General features: G+C 49.5%; 16 protein-coding genes. 1 reads left to right on the top strand and 15 read right to left on the bottom strand.

Annotated elements, in window-relative coordinates; translation table 11 throughout:
• Positions 1–2: 2 nt before the first annotated feature.
• From rnr to KNP87_RS14360, 10 genes are all read right to left on the bottom strand, one after another.
• Positions 3–2,360 carry a ribonuclease R gene (gene rnr, locus KNP87_RS14315; protein ID WP_214722096.1) on the bottom strand — a complete coding sequence of 786 codons (2,358 nt, stop codon included), beginning with the start codon at positions 2,358–2,360 and terminating at the stop codon, positions 3–5.
• 14 nt (positions 2,361–2,374) lie between these two features.
• Positions 2,375–3,115: an alpha/beta hydrolase gene (locus tag KNP87_RS14320; protein WP_214722097.1), complete on the bottom strand. Its 741-nt coding sequence runs from the start codon at positions 3,113–3,115 to the stop codon at positions 2,375–2,377.
• Between the two features lie 101 nt (positions 3,116–3,216).
• On the bottom strand, positions 3,217–3,450 hold the full coding sequence (gene secG, locus KNP87_RS14325; protein WP_012371248.1) for a preprotein translocase subunit SecG: 234 nt from the start codon (positions 3,448–3,450) through the stop codon (positions 3,217–3,219).
• A 141-nt stretch (positions 3,451–3,591) separates the two neighbouring features.
• Positions 3,592–4,506, bottom strand: a complete 915-nt coding sequence (rbsB, locus tag KNP87_RS14330; RefSeq protein ID WP_014971150.1) for a ribose ABC transporter substrate-binding protein RbsB — start codon at positions 4,504–4,506, stop codon at positions 3,592–3,594.
• 27 nt (positions 4,507–4,533) lie between these two features.
• On the bottom strand, positions 4,534–5,502 hold the full coding sequence (gene rbsC / locus KNP87_RS14335; protein WP_051523880.1) for a ribose ABC transporter permease: 969 nt from the start codon (positions 5,500–5,502) through the stop codon (positions 4,534–4,536).
• A 1-nt stretch (position 5,503) separates the two neighbouring features.
• Positions 5,504–6,982 (bottom strand): sugar ABC transporter ATP-binding protein, encoded by a 1,479-nt coding sequence (locus KNP87_RS14340; RefSeq protein WP_214722098.1) that lies wholly within the window; start codon positions 6,980–6,982, stop codon positions 5,504–5,506.
• A 12-nt stretch (positions 6,983–6,994) separates the two neighbouring features.
• Positions 6,995–7,384, bottom strand: coding sequence for a D-ribose pyranase (rbsD, locus tag KNP87_RS14345; protein ID WP_214722099.1), 390 nt, complete (start codon positions 7,382–7,384; stop codon positions 6,995–6,997).
• Positions 7,381–8,259 carry a ribokinase gene (rbsK, locus tag KNP87_RS14350; protein ID WP_214722100.1) on the bottom strand — a complete coding sequence of 293 codons (879 nt, stop codon included), beginning with the start codon at positions 8,257–8,259 and terminating at the stop codon, positions 7,381–7,383. The genes rbsD and rbsK overlap by 4 nt, the downstream gene beginning before the upstream one ends.
• Positions 8,256–9,236, bottom strand: coding sequence for a LacI family DNA-binding transcriptional regulator (locus tag KNP87_RS14355; protein ID WP_026832180.1), 981 nt, complete (start codon positions 9,234–9,236; stop codon positions 8,256–8,258). Before KNP87_RS14355 ends, rbsK begins: the two co-directional genes overlap by 4 nt.
• A 158-nt stretch (positions 9,237–9,394) precedes the next feature.
• Positions 9,395–9,727: a hypothetical protein gene (locus KNP87_RS14360; RefSeq protein ID WP_026832179.1), complete on the bottom strand. Its 333-nt coding sequence runs from the start codon at positions 9,725–9,727 to the stop codon at positions 9,395–9,397.
• A 140-nt stretch (positions 9,728–9,867) separates the two neighbouring features.
• Between KNP87_RS14360 and KNP87_RS14365 the strand changes: the two genes are divergently transcribed.
• Positions 9,868–10,188: a hypothetical protein gene (locus tag KNP87_RS14365; protein ID WP_026832178.1), complete on the top strand. Its 321-nt coding sequence runs from the start codon at positions 9,868–9,870 to the stop codon at positions 10,186–10,188.
• A 470-nt stretch (positions 10,189–10,658) separates the two neighbouring features.
• Here KNP87_RS14365 and KNP87_RS14370 read toward each other — a convergent pair whose 3' ends face one another.
• The 5 genes from KNP87_RS14370 to tpiA all read right to left on the bottom strand — a co-directional run bounded on the left by KNP87_RS14370 (position 10,659) and on the right by tpiA (position 15,820).
• Positions 10,659–10,910, bottom strand: coding sequence for a hypothetical protein (locus tag KNP87_RS14370; RefSeq protein WP_147510494.1), 252 nt, complete (start codon positions 10,908–10,910; stop codon positions 10,659–10,661).
• 18 nt (positions 10,911–10,928) lie between these two features.
• Positions 10,929–11,831 (bottom strand): acyl-ACP desaturase, encoded by a 903-nt coding sequence (locus tag KNP87_RS14375; protein ID WP_026832176.1) that lies wholly within the window; start codon positions 11,829–11,831, stop codon positions 10,929–10,931.
• A gap of 322 nt (positions 11,832–12,153) precedes the next feature.
• A complete protein-coding gene (gene eno / locus KNP87_RS14380) occupies positions 12,154–13,446 on the bottom strand; it encodes a phosphopyruvate hydratase (protein WP_214722101.1) in 1,293 nt (430 codons plus the stop codon).
• A 73-nt stretch (positions 13,447–13,519) separates the two neighbouring features.
• A complete protein-coding gene (gene gpmI / locus KNP87_RS14385) occupies positions 13,520–15,067 on the bottom strand; it encodes a 2,3-bisphosphoglycerate-independent phosphoglycerate mutase (RefSeq protein ID WP_214722102.1) in 1,548 nt (515 codons plus the stop codon).
• The gene (gene tpiA / locus KNP87_RS14390; RefSeq protein WP_012371261.1) at positions 15,068–15,820 is read right to left on the bottom strand and encodes a triose-phosphate isomerase; all 753 of its coding nucleotides are present in this window, start codon (positions 15,818–15,820) and stop codon (positions 15,068–15,070) included. It abuts the gene before it with no gap.
• Between the last annotated feature and the right edge of the window lie 23 nt (positions 15,821–15,843).

A 15,843-nucleotide genomic window follows, 5' to 3' on the forward strand; every position in this document is an offset into this window, starting at 1 on the left:
GCTTATTTGCGCTTCCGTTTTTTATTCGAGACCGCTTTATGGAACGGCGGTTTATCCTTCTTGTCCTTCAGCGCGAAGCCTTTGCCTTTCGACTGGTCCTTCGGCTTACTCGGACGCTTCGACTTCCCGCGACGGTCATCTTTCTTGTCGTCGCGTTTTTGTCCCGGACGACCGCCGCTTGAACGGATCGTCTTCGACTCAAAGCGTTTTTTCGGTTGGCGTTCCGGCATCCCGACGACTGCGAAGTCGATCGTCTTCTCATCGATGTTGACACCGGTGACTTTGATCTCGACGACATCGCCGATCCGGAACTGTTGTTTCGTCCGTTCACCCATCAATTGATAGTTCGCTTCGTCGTAGCGGTAGAAGTCATCCGTCATTGCCTGGATGTGAACGAGTCCTTCGATCGTGTTCGGTAACTCAACGAACATACCGAAGTTCGTCACGCCACTGACGACCCCTTCAAACGTCTCGCCGATGTGTTGTTCCATATACTCGGCTTTCTTCAGTGCATTCGTTTCGCGTTCCGCATCGACGGCACGGCGTTCCCGTTTTGAAGCGTGATCGGCGATTTCCGGCAGGATGGCAGAGTAACGGTCCTGTGTCTTTTGCGATTTATCATTAAAGATGATGTACTCGCGCAGGAGACGGTGGACCATCAAGTCCGGATACCGGCGGATCGGTGACGTGAAGTGCGTATAGAAATCGGTCGACAGACCAAAGTGACCAATCGGTTCGACGTCATATTTCGCTTGTTGGAGCGACCGTAACATGACCGTACTGACGACGGCTTCTTCCGGTTCACCTTCCACGGCGTTCAGGATCGATTGCAACGTCTTCGGTGCGACCGACTCGCCTTTGCGTTCAACATTGATCCCGAAGTTGGCGATGAACTTGAAGAACGTATCGAGACGTTCTGCTTTCGGCTCATCGTGAATCCGGTACATGAACGGCAGTTTTTGGTGCTGGACGTGCTCCGCCACCGTTTCGTTCGCTGCAAGCATAAACTCTTCAATCAGTTTTTCAGCAACTGACCGTTCGCGCAGGATGATTTCGCTTGTCTTGCCTTCTTCGTTGACGAGGACTTTTGCTTCCGGGAAGTCGAAGTTAATCGCACCACGGCGCGAGCGGCGTTCGCGGAGGATCGCAGCCAGTTCCGCCATCTGATCGAAGTTAGCGACGAGATCGTGATATTTTGCGACCACTTCTTCGTCTTCACGTTCGATGATTTTCCGGACATCAGTATACGTCATCCGTTCCGTCGTCTTGATGACACTTTGTAAAATTTCTTGGTTAACGACAGCACCGTTTTGATCGATTTCCATGATGCAGCTCAGCGTCAACCGATCAACGTGCGGGTTGAGTGAACAGATCCCGTTTGACAGGCGGTGCGGAATCATCGGAATTACCCGGTCCACGAGATAGACACTTGTCCCGCGTTCGCGTGCTTCTTCGTCGAGCGGTGAATCTTCCTTGACGTAATACGAGACGTCGGCGATGTGAACACCGAGCTCGTAGTTACCGTTCGCAAGTTTCTTGACATGGACCGCGTCATCGAGGTCTTTCGCATCAGCGCCGTCAATCGTGACCGTCACTTCCTTGCGTAAGTCTACGCGACCGACGAGATCTTTCTCATCGATTTGATCCGGAATGTCATTCGCTTCCGCGATTGCTGCGTCTGAGAAGTCGACATTGATGCCGTGCTTGTGGACGATCGACAGGATATCGACACCCGGGTCATTTTTATGCCCGATGATTTGTAGGACTTTTGCGGTTCCGGCGTAACGGCCGTCCGGATACTTCGTGATTCGCGCGAGGACTTTATGTCCGTCGACGGCACCGAGCGTATCTTCGTTCGCGACGACCGGTAAGAACGTCAGCTTCGAATCATCCGGTTCGATGTAGGCGATCGATTCAATCCGTCCTTTTGGACTGACAAACGTCCCGACGAAATCAGCCGGTCCGCGTGAGAGAATCTTGAGCAACTTGCCTTCACGGCGATCCCCGCCGTTCGATTCCGCAAAGACTTTGACGAGGACACGGTCCCCGTTGTAGACGTTGCCGAGCTCCGGTGCCGGCAGGAAGATATCGCCTGCAGAACCGTCTTCCGGTGAAACAAATCCGAATCCACGTTGGTGGACGGAGATTTTTCCGGCAACTTGTCCGATTTGGGCGAGTGTCCCATATTTGTTCGAACGGGTCCGCGCAACAAGCGCTTCTTCTTCGAGTTCATTTAACGTCCGGATCAGTTCCTTGAACTGTGCCGTATCCGTTAATTCCAATTTTTTCGTTAATTGATCAATCGACAACGGACGTTCGTCCGCGGCGATGACCTCTAATATGCGTTCACGTAATTCCAACGTGACACCTCCAGTTAATGGCTCCAATTCAAGCCGTCCAAAAATTCATGGATGTCTTGGTGGAGCGTTTCTTTTTCTTTGTCGAGCGTAATGACATGACCTGAGTTCTCATACCAGATCAGATCTTTTTGTAAGGCACTGACACCATCATGGATGATGTTGGCTGAATCCGTGTTGATCATATGATCGTTGCGGGCTTGGATGACGAGTGTCGGTGCATAGACATCTTCGAGTGAATCGCGTGTATCTTTCAGCAAGGCTTGCAGATCCTTTAAGGTCGGCATCGGTTCGAACACAGCCATCTCCTGCTCGATTTCCTCGACCGATTTTCCTTCTCGCTTCTTAAATTCTCTGGCATACTCCGTGACTCCTGCATACATGACGTCTTCACTTTTGATGTAAGCCGGCGCACACATCGGAATGACGGCTTTGACCGGACGGTGCATCGAAAGTCGAAGCGACATGACACCGCCGAGCGACAGTCCGCAGACCGCAATCTCGTCGTATCCTTTCGCTTTTAACTCTTCGTAACCGTCGAGGACATCCTGCCACCAGTCGGCTGGCCCGGTCTTCGTCAGCTCTTCGGGTGGGGCAGCGTGTCCTTTATATTGTGGTGCCAGTGATGTATAACCATATTTTTGCAAGTAACGTCCGAGCATCCGGACATCGGCGCTTGAGCCGGTGAAGCCGTGTAACAACAGGACTGCCCGGTTGCCGCCTTCAAAAAAGAATGGTTTTGGTAATGTGATTTTCATAAAATGATTCCCCCTCTAACTCTATACCCCAAAATGAAAATTTAGAAATCGAGAAAATAAGAAAAAACGACAGCGCGATCGGACGGCTGTCGTTTCAGTACTCACTTATAAAAAGCGACGAGTAACGCCAAGATAAAGAATAATGCCCCTAAAATAGACGCCACACGATTTAGGACCGCATCCAAGCCACGGGCTTTTTGGCGACCAAATAATTGTTCTGCCCCACCAGTCAACGCTCCGAGTCCAGCCGTACGGCCTGACATCAAGAGAACGACGATGATGAGAAGAACGGAAACGACGATGAGGCCGACAAGAGCCACGTTATGAATGATCATCGATGATCCTCCTTCAGTAATATACGCTTCTTTCATTATAGAGAAAAACAACTACGGGAACAAGGTATAGATTCACGAAGTTCATCTTCCCTCCAAAAAACACCAGCCGGCTGACAAAATCAGCCCGGCTGGTGAGGAAAATTATTGTTTGATGAGATCGAGTTCGACTGGAATGTTCTTCTCGACTGTTTCGCCTTTGAGGTGTTTGATTGCTGTGTCGATTCCTGTTTTACCGATCTCTGCCGGTTTTTGAGCGACTGTTCCGGCCATCTTCCCGTCTTCGACGGCTTTGACGGCATCGTCTGTTGCGTCAAACCCGATGACTTTTACATCTTCCATGCCCGCTGCTTTCAACGCTTCGACGGCACCAAGGGCCATTTCATCGTTGTGTGCGAAGACGGCTTTGATGTCTTTGTTGTTTTGCAGGATGTTTTCCATGACCGACAGACCTTTTGCCCGGTCAAAGTTTGCGGATTGTTTCGCAACGACGTCAAGCTTGCTGTCGACTGCCGCGTGGAAGCCTTCGCCACGGTCGCGTGTTGCAGATGCGCCCGGGATTCCTTCGAGTTCAACGACTTTCGCTTTGTCGCCCACGAGTTCGATCATGTACTCACCCGCTTGTTTCCCACCTGCGACGTTATCCGACGCGATGTGCGCGATGACGTCACCGGCTTCTGCATTCCGGTCCACTGTGATCACCGGGATGTCCGCATCGTTTGCTGTTTGAACAGCTGCACCGACTGCTGCTGAATCCGTTGGGTTGATCAAGATGAGATCGACGTTCTTTTGAATCATGTCTTCGATATCACTTGCTTGTTTTGCGGCATCATCTTGTGCATCCGCGACTTGCAGTGTTGCGCCTTGTGCTTTTGCTTCTTTTTCTGCGCCTTCTTTCAGCGAAACGAAGAACGGGTTGTTGAGCGTCGAAATCGACAGACCGATCTTGAAGTCTTTTGTTTTCTTCTCTTTTTCCGTGTCACTGCCCGGTTGTTCCGTCGAACAAGCCGCTGCGAAGACCATTAACGCCATCATGACAAGTGCGAGTAGTTTTTTCATATCAATATCCTCCTTTTGGATGGTAAATCACGTAGTTTGTTTCCGGTCCGCGAGTACCGCGAACAGGATGACGAGCCCTTTGACGACAAGCTGGAAGAAGGACGAGACACCAAGTAAGTTCAGTCCGTTGTTGAGTGTTCCGATGATCAAGGCACCGATCAACGTCCCGACGATCCAACCGCGTCCACCGGCTAAGCTCGTCCCACCAAGGACAACCGCTGCGATCGCATCAAGCTCGTACGATGTTCCGGCTGTCGGTTGCGCCGAGTTCAGACGCGACGTCAAGATGATCCCGGCAAGTGCTGCCATCAAACCAGACAGCGAGTAGATCAAAATCTTCACTTTGTTGACTTGAATCCCCATCAGTTTGGCTGCTTCTTCGTTACCGCCGATTGCATACGTGTAACGACCGAACGTCGTTTTCTTCAAGATGAAGTACAGAACGCCAAAGGCAATCAACATCGTCACGACCGGTACCGGGAAGATCCAGAAGTAGCCGCGACCGAATAATTCGAACCAGCCGCCTTGGCTGAGTCCGGTAATCGGCTTCCCATCCGTATAGACGAGTGTCAGACCACGGAAGATCGTCATCGTCGCAAGTGTCGCGATGAACGGTGCGACTTTCCCGAGTGAGATGACCATTCCGTTTAACGCACCCATGATTGCGCCGACGATCAAGCCGGCAAGCACAGCAAGAATCGCTGACGTTCCGTCGGTCATCAGACCGGCGACGAACGCGGATGACAACGCAAGAATCGAACCGACCGATAAGTCGATCCCGCCTGTTAAGATGACGAACGTCATCCCGAAGGCAATCAAGGCATTGATCGAAACTTGGCGTAAGATGTTGAATAAGTTATTAAGTGTTAAAAAGTCCGGTTCCATGATCGAGACGACGAGAATGATGGCGAACAGTCCGGCGAGCGGACCGAGCTTTTGACCAATCCCGAGTCGTCTCGGTTTCTTTTCTGTCAGTTTCCCTTGCATCAATTCCATGTCATTGTCCTCCTGTCGCAAGCGTCATGATACTTTCTTGCGTGGCCTCTTGTTGATTGAGCATGCCGCTCATCTGTCCTTCCCGCATCACATAGACGCGGTCACTCATCCCGAGAATTTCCGGGAGGTCGGAACTGATCATGATGATCGCGACACCCGATGCGGCGAGTTCATTCATGATCGTATAAATTTCTTTTTTCGCCCCGACGTCGACACCGCGTGTCGGTTCGTCGAGAATCAAGACATCCGGTTTCGTTCCGAGCCATTTCGCGAGGACGACCTTTTGCTGGTTCCCGCCGGACAACGATTTCGCCGGTTGATCCATCGAACTGTGTCGAACGGACAACGACTTGAGATATCCTTCCGCGAACTGCCGCTCCGATTGATCGGAGATGACACCGGACTTCGATAACGACCGGATTGTCGGCAAGGAGATGTTTTCCCGGAGTGAAAAGTCGAGGAACAAGCCTTCACCTTTTCGGTCTTCCGTCAAGAAGCCAAGTCCCTGTTTGATCGCATCGTGTGGCGATTTGATTTTGATGACCTTACCGTTTAAGCTGATCGTCCCTGCTTTCAGCCGATCGACTCCGAACAAGCCGCGCATAACTTCTGTTCGTCCGGCTCCCATCAAGCCGGAAAAGCCGACGATTTCACCAGCCCGGACCGAGAACGACACGTCTTCAAACCGTTTGCCGGTTGCCCCGGTGACTTCAAGGACCGTCTGACCGAGTGTCACTTGACGCTCCGGATACCGTTCGCCCATCTCACGTCCGACCATTTCTCGGACGATCTGTTCAAATGAGGTCTCGGCAATTTGGTGGGTCGAGACTGAGACGCCGTCGCGTAAGACGGTGATCCGGTCGCACAGTTCAAAAATTTCTTCCATCCGGTGCGAGATGTAGACGATTGAGACACCCTGTGCCCGCAGTGCCGTCGCGACACTGAACAAGGCGCGGATTTCACGTTCCGTCAAAGCGGCCGTCGGTTCATCCATGATGATGACCTTCGCGTCCGTCATTAACGCTTTCGCAATCTCAATCATCTGCTGTTGTCCGACCGATAACGTCCGGGCGAGCTGATTGACGTCCATGAAGACGTTCAGTTCCGCCAGTTCACGTTCGGCGAGCCGTTTCATCTCCGCTTGCTTAAGGATGCCGAAGCGGGATTTCAGTTCCCGTCCGAGAAACAGATTTTCCGTGACTGTTAAATCCGGCAAGATGTTCAGTTCCTGGTGGATGAAGGCGATTCCCGCTTCTTCCGCCAGTTTCGGATTTTTATACTGTTGTTCCACGCCGTCAATTTGAATCGTTCCCTCATCGGCTTTATGGACACCGGTCAGAATCTTCATCAAGGTCGATTTCCCGGCTCCGTTTTCACCCATCAAGGCATGAATCTCACCGGTCGCCAGTGTAAAGTCGACACCCTTCAAGACGGGAACGGGACCAAACGCTTTTTTGATACCTGTCATCTCAATTTGCATCGTGCTTCCCCCTTAAAAAATGACGCCGGCGTGTAAGATAACGTTCGCATACGGTGTCGCTTCACCCGTCCGGATGATGACTTTCGCCTGCTTCGTCAGTTCCTTGAATGCTTCGTGCGAGACAAAGTCTTGCGGGACGTCGAGTTGGTTGATGACCTCAAGCGCGTTGACGTTCGTGTCGTTGATTTCTGTTGCGAGCGTCACCTGTTCAATCGCCATGTCGTCGGCGACGACACGGACAACATCTGCGAATGACGGTGTTCCGAGTTCAAGTGCCAAGTCAATCCGTTCTACGCCTGCCGGAATTGGCAGACCGCAGTCGGCGATGACGACCATGTCCGTATGACCAAGATCCGTTAAGACCTTACTGATGTGACTGTTTAAAATCCCGTGTCGTTTCATGCTTCAACCTCCATCTGTTCCCGTGTCGGCATTCCGCCTTGTGCTCCGAGGGCGCGGACGGACATACCGGCTGCCTTGTTGGCAAAGCGGATCGCTTCCGTCAATGACGTTCCTTCCGTCAAGCTGACAGCGAGTGCCCCGTTGAATGTATCGCCGGCACCTGTCGTATCGATGACGTCCGTCTTGATCGCCGGCACTGTCACAATCGCGTCACCGTCATAAAAACGGGCGCCGCGACTGCCTTCTGTCACAATCAATTTATTCGGGTACTGGCTTAACCAATGTTCGAGTGACTGCTGTTGTCCGAAAATCAAGCCGCATTCATGTTCGTTTGGTGTCAGATACGTCACGTCTTCCAGCAGTTCGTCGTCAAGGACGATGGCTGGCGCCGGATTCAAGACGACGGGAATACCATGTGTCTTGCCGTAACGCGCCACCTGTTTGACCGTTTCCAGTGGAATTTCGAGTTGTAACAAAATCATGTCCGTCTGACCGAGCAGGCTGTCGAGCTGTGCCTCGTCATAGACGACGGCTAAGTTCGCCGACTGGACGACGACGATTGAATTATCGCCTTCCGCCAGCGTAATGTGCGCCGTCCCCGTCCGTTCGTTCGCGATCGTCTGCAGATGCGTCGTTCCGACCTGTTCCGTTTCGAAATTCTGCCGGATCGCGACGCCGTTTGCATCGTCGCCGACACAGCCGACCATTTCGACGTTGCCGCCGAGCCGGGCAATCGCGACCGCTTGGTTGGCGCCTTTGCCTCCCGGTACCGTATGGAAGGCGGATCCGATGACCGTTTCCCCTGCTGACGGACGACGATCGCTTTCGACGACCAAGTCCATCGAGATACTTCCGACTACACTGATTTGTTTCATGACTGTTCACCCTTCCGCTTCGTCGTTTCTCGTTCGATGACTTCGACCATCAATTCATGATGGACGGCCGCAATCTCTTTTCCTTCAATTCGTTGAATCAATAACTTTGCCGCCAGTTCGCCCATCTGATAGATCGGCTGGGCAATCGTCGTGAGTGGTGGTGAAATCATCTGCCCGAGTTCAATTCCGTCATAACCGATGATCTGTAGCTGGTCCGGAATCGCGATTCCCCGTTCGGCCGCGACCTGAATCGTCGCTGCGGCGATGACATCGTTTGCCGCAAAAATCCCGTTACAGTCGTAATGGTCAAATAAGTAGTTCGCCGCCCCGAGTGCGCCTTGGAAATGAAACGGCGACTCAATGCTTGCGACGAGGTGTTTCCCGGCAACTTCCTCAAATCCATCCCGGCGTTTTTTGATCGTCGGCAATTTCGACGGACCGCTGATGACGACAAGTTCGGTTGCGCCGTGATCAAGTAAGAACTGTGCCGCTTTTTTACCGCCGTCGTAACCGTTCGACGTGACCGTTGGGATTGCGCCTTGCAAGACACGGTCGAGGGCAACGATCGGCACTTCGATTCCTTCATAGTTCGGGTTGTTCGAATAGTTTGTCGTGATGATCAGCCCGTCGATGTGCATCGCTTCGAGTGACTGAATATATTCTTGTTCTTTCTGAAACTGTTCATCCGTGTTACACAAAATCACCTGAAATCCGTGCTGATGTGCCATATCTTCCACAGCCCGTGCGAGTTGCGGGAAAAAAGGATTGGTAATGTCCGGGACAATCAAACCAATCAGACCAGATCGTTTTTGGAACAACGACCGGGCGACCCGGTTCGGTCGATAATCGAGCTGCTTAATCGCTTGCAGGACTGCTGTTCTTGCTTTTTCGCTGACATATCCCTTCTCATTCATGACACGTGAGACGGTCGCAACGGAGACATTTGCCACTTTCGCTACTTCCCGGATGGTCGACATGTTCGCCACCTCTTTCTTTTGATAACGCTTACAATATGTATCATATTGTGTAACCGGTTACACATCAATCCTTTTTGCTAAAATATATTTTATTTATTTTTTGAAACAGACGAAAAAGTCCGATCAAACGTGTGACGACAACGTTTGTCCGGACTTCTTCAATGATTGGGATGACGTTTTTGATACAACCGTCGAAACAAGGCGACGAGAAATGCTAAAATCGCAAGCGGCTCCAGTAAGTAAATCAACAGGAACGTAATGTCGATGACCGCATCTTCCGGGTTATACCGCAGAATATAGATGGCTCCCGGTAGGAGCGCAATCAGACCTGTGATGCCGAGGACCGTTCCGAGAATCATGCTTTGACGTGAAAAGCGACTCGTAATCTGATACAGACCGATAAAGAAAATCAATTCCGTAAAATAAATGATTCGTAGTTGAATCTCGTCGATCGCGGGGTCCATACCGAGAAATAGATAACGAAACAGCATGTTACTCCCCCCTTCTTTCATTCTCTACCCCGATCGCGCTACTCTTAATGCACGGATTCCAGTTTGTCTGCATATCCTATCTGACTTTAGGGAATAGCTTGATAGTAACAGCTACTTAAAGAAAGTTGGGGGTCCGACCGATGAAAGAAGAACATTCGATGAAGGTCGTCAGTTGCTTAAACGACTTTTTTCAACGCAACGAACAACCACTTCAGGTCGACTTACTACGCGGTCTTCCTCCAGTCGTTTTATTGTTAAAAGACGAAGCCAAACGTTCCTTCGCAGCGGAAGCGAATTTGCACGATGAATTACTCAGCGATATCAAACGTCTTGTCCAGGAGTGCCTCGATCCACAAACTTTACGTGAACTCGATATCGATGTCGACTTACCCGAGTTCTTCGTCACGCGTGCTCCACTCTATTCTGCCCATCATTACCTCGTTACGTTTATCGAGGATTGATTTTAAGGAGTACAATTCCATTTTGATACTACGGGATTCGACGTTTAGTCGGGTCTCGTTTTTTTATGTCTATAAAAAACATTCATTTGCTCGCTTTTCTAGGGCGGAAAGCGAGCCGCGGATTTCTTTCAGATCTCCGGGTCTCGCCTGTTCCTGACGGAAGCGTTGCTTCCTTGTCCCTTAGAAGTCGAGCGATGAATGTTTTTCTATGCACCTGTTATCACGCGTTTCACGCGACTCCTACAGGAAAAAGCGCAAGCCTGCTTGCGCTGTCAGAGACAAACAAGACCCGATTGCCTGCCTCAATGAGGCAGACAAACTGGCTTGTGTCTCGCCTGAGGAAAGCGCGTGAAAAAAAGCGTGATCCCTTTGCACCAAATGAGCGAACGGCTAGTTTTATGAAGCCGTACTTAACGTAAAAAAACAGCCTCCCGCCAAACGGGAGACTGTCGACTCAGTCCGTAGATTGCTTACTTAATTTCAACTTCAAGAATAGCTTCGATTTCTGCCTCGACTTCTTTATTCACCATCTGCGAACGTTTTTTTCTTAATTCAAGATCCATTTCCTGATCGATGAACTCGTTCGTATGCTTGTCAAAACAGCTGTAGCAGATCGGATAAAAGTCTTTTTCTTCTGTCTTCAACGAATTAAATTCCCACGTGTTCAGTTCCAAATAACTGACTTGGTTATTCGTTTCTTTTCCGCATATTTCACACGTCATTTTTTAGTGCTCCCTTCTTTATGCATCAATCTTCGTTTTTGCTGATTGACGGTCCTTGATGCGTTTCAAACGCCCGTGATATTTCATGATGTTCGCTTGTGATTGTTTGGCCTCTTCGCTCGTAGGTTGCAAGTTCTCAATATCCCAGTATTTCACGACGACATCTAATACTTGGTCAAAGTATTGGAGTGGTCCGTAATTCGTATCCACTGCGATGGTCTTCATACGCTCGGTAAAGTCCGGCATGATTGCACCGGGCATCGAGAAATTGATGATGACATCTTCAAAGAACACGATAAAGTTTGGATCAAGTTCAAGGTGCGCTTTCACCGTGTCGCGGTAGAACGCATAGTGAAGGGCTTCATCTTTTGCCAAACGGCGGAGCAGTGTCGCCAAGTCTTTATCATGCGCTCCTGCCACTCGCGCTACGTTGTTATAGAAAACGAGTGTCGCAAGCTCTTGCAGCGACGTATAGGCCATGGTTGCCAAAGGATTCGTGAAGTCCGGGAACCAGCCGCTTTCAACGACGCGTCTTCTTAATTGATGCAAGCGTGTCGGATTGACGTTTCGTGTGACGAGTAAATACGTTTCCAGTAAGCTCGAGTGCTGGTCTTCTTCCGCCGTCCATGTGCGGACAAAATCATTGATGACTTCCATCGAATTTTTGAATGTGTAATCCAAATGCGACGTATACCAAGGTAAGTTTACTTCTGTCAGTAATGCCGTTTCGACGGCAACGATGACACCTTCCGGAAGCGTGACTTGACTTTCCTCCCAAGGCACCCGTTTAAACGACATCGCCTTGTCCCATGGAATGAATTCGTGATAGCTCCAATCAATATTGGCTGAACGCTCCTTATGTAAGCGGTAAAGTTCCTTAATGCGTGGTTCTAAGCGTATATCTAAATCTGAATTTAACATGATCATGTCTCCTTTTAGATGTTTTTAAGCTTAATCCATTTACATTTATCTAATCACTATAATGATCGAACTTAAACTTATTTATAACTATAACATTTTAATGACCAGGTAGTAAAAAACAAGGTCTTATAAATTTGATTTTTTTAACGTTTTGAACTGAATCTCGTTGATGTAATCGATTAAAGCTGTCTATCTTAACTCTCTTTGACCAATCCATCAGGAACACAAAAAAACCTCCTATTCGTGTGCGGAGATCGCACATGAATAGGAGGTGTTGGCTGTACAGCGAGTGTACAACACACTTTAAATCATCAACCTGGAATTACTTCTTGAGGTTGTAGAATGATTTGATTCCGTCGTAGACAGCAACATCTGAAAGCATGTCTTCAATGCGGAGAAGTTGGTTGTATTTCGCGATACGGTCTGTACGTGAAAGTGAACCAGTTTTGATTTGACCAGCGTTTGTCGCAACAGCGATGTCAGCGATCGTTGAATCTTCTGTTTCACCAGAACGGTGAGAAACGACTGCTGTGTAACCAGCTTTTTTCGCCATTTCGATTGCGTCGAATGTTTCAGTCAACGTACCGATTTGGTTAACTTTGATGAGGATCGAGTTCGCGATGCCTTTTTCGATACCTTCAGCAAGTTTCTCTGTGTTTGTTACGAACAAGTCATCACCAACGAGTTGGACTTTGTGTCCGATACGATCTGTAAGGAGTTTGTGACCATCCCAGTCGTTTTCGTCACAGCCATCTTCGATTGAGATGATTGGGTATTTGTCAACGAGTTGTGCGTAGAATTCAACAAGCTCAGCTGTTGTGAGGACTTTGCCTTCGCCAGCGAGGTTGTATGTTCCAGCTGCTTTGTCGTAGAACTCAGAAGAAGCGACGTCCATTGCAAGGTAAACATCTTCGCCTGCTTTGTAGCCAGCTTTTTCGATTGCTTCAAGGATAACTGTGATTGCTTCTTCGTTTGATTTCAAGTTTGGAGCGAATCCACCCTCGTCACCAACTGCTGTGTTAAGACCCATTCCGCTAAGAACTGATTTCAATGCGTGGAAGATTTCAGCACCCATACGAAGTGCTTCTTTGAATGTTGGAGCTCCAACAGGCATGATCATGAACTCTTGGAAGTCAACGTTGTTGTCAGCGTGTGATCCACCGTTGATGATGTTCATCATTGGAGTTGGAAGTGTTTTCGCGTTGAATCCACCGAGGTACGTGTAAAGTGGAAGACCAAGCTCATCTGCAGCAGCACGTGCAGCAGCCATAGAAACACCAAGGATTGCGTTAGCGCCGAAGTTACCTTTGTTTTTTGTACCGTCGAGGTCGATCATCTTTTTGTCGATTCCTGCTTGGTCGAAGACATCGTAGCCGATGATTTCAGGTGCGATTTTTTCGTTGACGTTGTCAACAGCTTTTAAGACACCTTTACCAAGGTAACGTGCTTTGTCGCCATCGCGAAGCTCAACTGCTTCGTGCTCACCAGTTGATGCGCCTGATGGGACGAGTGCGCGACCGAAACCGCCGTCTTCTGTATAAACTTCTACTTCTACTGTTGGGTTACCGCGTGAATCAAGAATCTCGCGTGCATAAATCTCTGTAATCATTGACATTTAAATTCGCTCCTTTTTGTTTGAGAAAGATGAGTTTGTAGTGCGACAGTGACCAGTCCATCGATTGACGGGATTATTTCTTTAATACAATCGATTTCCCGGTCATTTCTGCCGGTTGATCTGCTCCGAGTAAATCGAGAACAGTTGGTGCTAAGTCTGCCAGTACGCCAGTCAATGGCTCAAGGAGTTCGACGTCCTCGACCGTGACGATACATGGAACAGGTTCTGTCGTGTGCGCCGTCATCTTGCTGCCATCGGCATTGAGGACTTTGTCCGCGTTTCCGTGGTCGGCTGTGATGATGGCTGCGCCACCTTTGCTGATGATCAAGTCAACGACTTGACCGAGACATTTATCCACCGCTTCGATCGCCTTCTTCGTCGGCTCGAGCATACCCGAGTGACCGACCATATCCGGATTGGCGAAGTTGAGGATGATGGCGTCGTGTTCGTCCGTGTTGATTGCGTCAACGAGTGCTTCTGTTACTTCATAAACACTCATTTCCGGTTTCAAATCGTATGTCGCGACTTTTGGAGATGGGATCAGAATCCGATCTTCTCCTTCGTACGGCTCTTCACGTTGACCGTTAAAGAAGAACGTGACGTGCGGGTACTTTTCAGTTTCCGCAATCCGTAATTGTTTAAGGCCTTGTTTTGATAACGTTTCACCGAGTGTATTTTTGATGTCTTCCGGTGGGAAGACGATGTCCGTATCAATCGCATCCGAGTACTTCGTCATCGAGACGAGCAGCAGGTTCTTCGGTGCGTTGTCCGGCAATTCAAAACCATTGAAGCCTGTTTTTTCTTTGTACGTCTTGGCGAGCTGAATCGCACGGTCCGGACGATAGTTGAAGAACATGATCGCATCGTTATCGTGGATCGGTGCTACTGGAGTACCGTCTTCCTGCACGACTACCGTTGGTTCAATGAACTCATCTGTGACGTCTGTTTTGTACGAAGCTTCGACCATCGCGATTGGGTCTTTTGTTGTCGGACCGTCTGCGAACGTGATGACGTCATAGACTTTCTTGACGCGTTCCCAGCGGTTGTCGCGGTCCATCGCATAATAACGACCAGAGACACTTGCGAATTGACCGACGTTTAACTCGTCCATCTTCGCTTGTGCATCACGGAGGAAACCGGCTCCTGATTGTGGATCACAATCGCGGCCATCCGTGAAGGCATGGAGATAGACTTTTTCGATTTCGTGAAGTTTCGCGAATTCAAGCACTGCATACAGGTGGTTGATGTGACTGTGGATTCCACCGTCAGAGACCAAACCGAAGATATGAAGGGCTGAACCGTATTTCTTCACGTGACCTGCCGCATCGTTCATCGCTTGACGCGAGAAGAACGAGCGATCCTTAATGGCATTGTTGATTCGGGATAGCGATTGATAGACGACGCGACCTGCTCCGATGTTCAAATGACCCACTTCTGAGTTCCCCATTTGTCCTTCAGGCAAACCAACGTATTCTCCTTGCGCATTCAACAAGGTATGCGGGTAATGTCCCCAGTAACGGTCGAAGTTCGGTTTGTTTGCTGCCGTGACAGCATTTCCGAACTCCTCGTCACGCATACCGAAACCATCAAGGATGATCAGTGCGACTGGACGTTTTTTCATTTAAATCGCCTCCAACAGTTTGAGGAACGATCCTGTCTCAAGACTTGCGCCACCAACTAAAGCACCGTCGATGTCAGGTTGAGCCATGTATTCTTTGATATTGTCCGGTTTGACACTGCCGCCGTACTGGATGCGGACTGCTTCTGCAGCTTCCGTACCGAATTCAGCTGCGATGACATCGCGAACGAATTTACAAGAATCTTGTGCATCTTGTTCTGTTGCTGATTTTCCTGTTCCGATTGCCCAGACAGGCTCATACGCGACAACAAGGTTTTTGACTTGATCAACTGTTAAGCCTTTCAAGCTGTTCGTTGTTTGTTCACGGATGACTGATTCGAATTTTCCGCCTTCGCGTTCTTCGAGTGTTTCACCGACACAAACGATTGGCACGAGACCATGCTCGAATGCTTTTTTCGTTTTGCTGTTGATGAACGCATCAGTTTCTCCGAAATACTCACGACGTTCTGAGTGACCGAGGACGACGTATGTTACGCCAAGTTCTTTGAGCATCACTGGGCTGATTTCACCTGTGAATGCGCCGCTCTCTTGGTCGTACATGTTTTGAGCGCCGATTTTCAGGTCCGTTCCAGCTGTCGCTTCTGTCAAGTGTGCAAGGAATACAGACGGTGCACAGACAGCCGCGTCGACTTTCGAAGAAGCGGGTACAGTTCCTTTGACTTCCTCAGCGAATGCCACAGCATCCTTGAGGGTAAGATTCATTTTCCAGTTACCTGCGATAATTGGTTTACGCATTGAAAACACTCCCTTGTGAACTT

The sequence above is a fragment of the Exiguobacterium sp. s192 genome (assembly GCF_018618795.1).
GTDB classification, from domain to species: Bacteria; Bacillota; Bacilli; order Exiguobacteriales; family Exiguobacteriaceae; genus Exiguobacterium_A; species Exiguobacterium_A undae.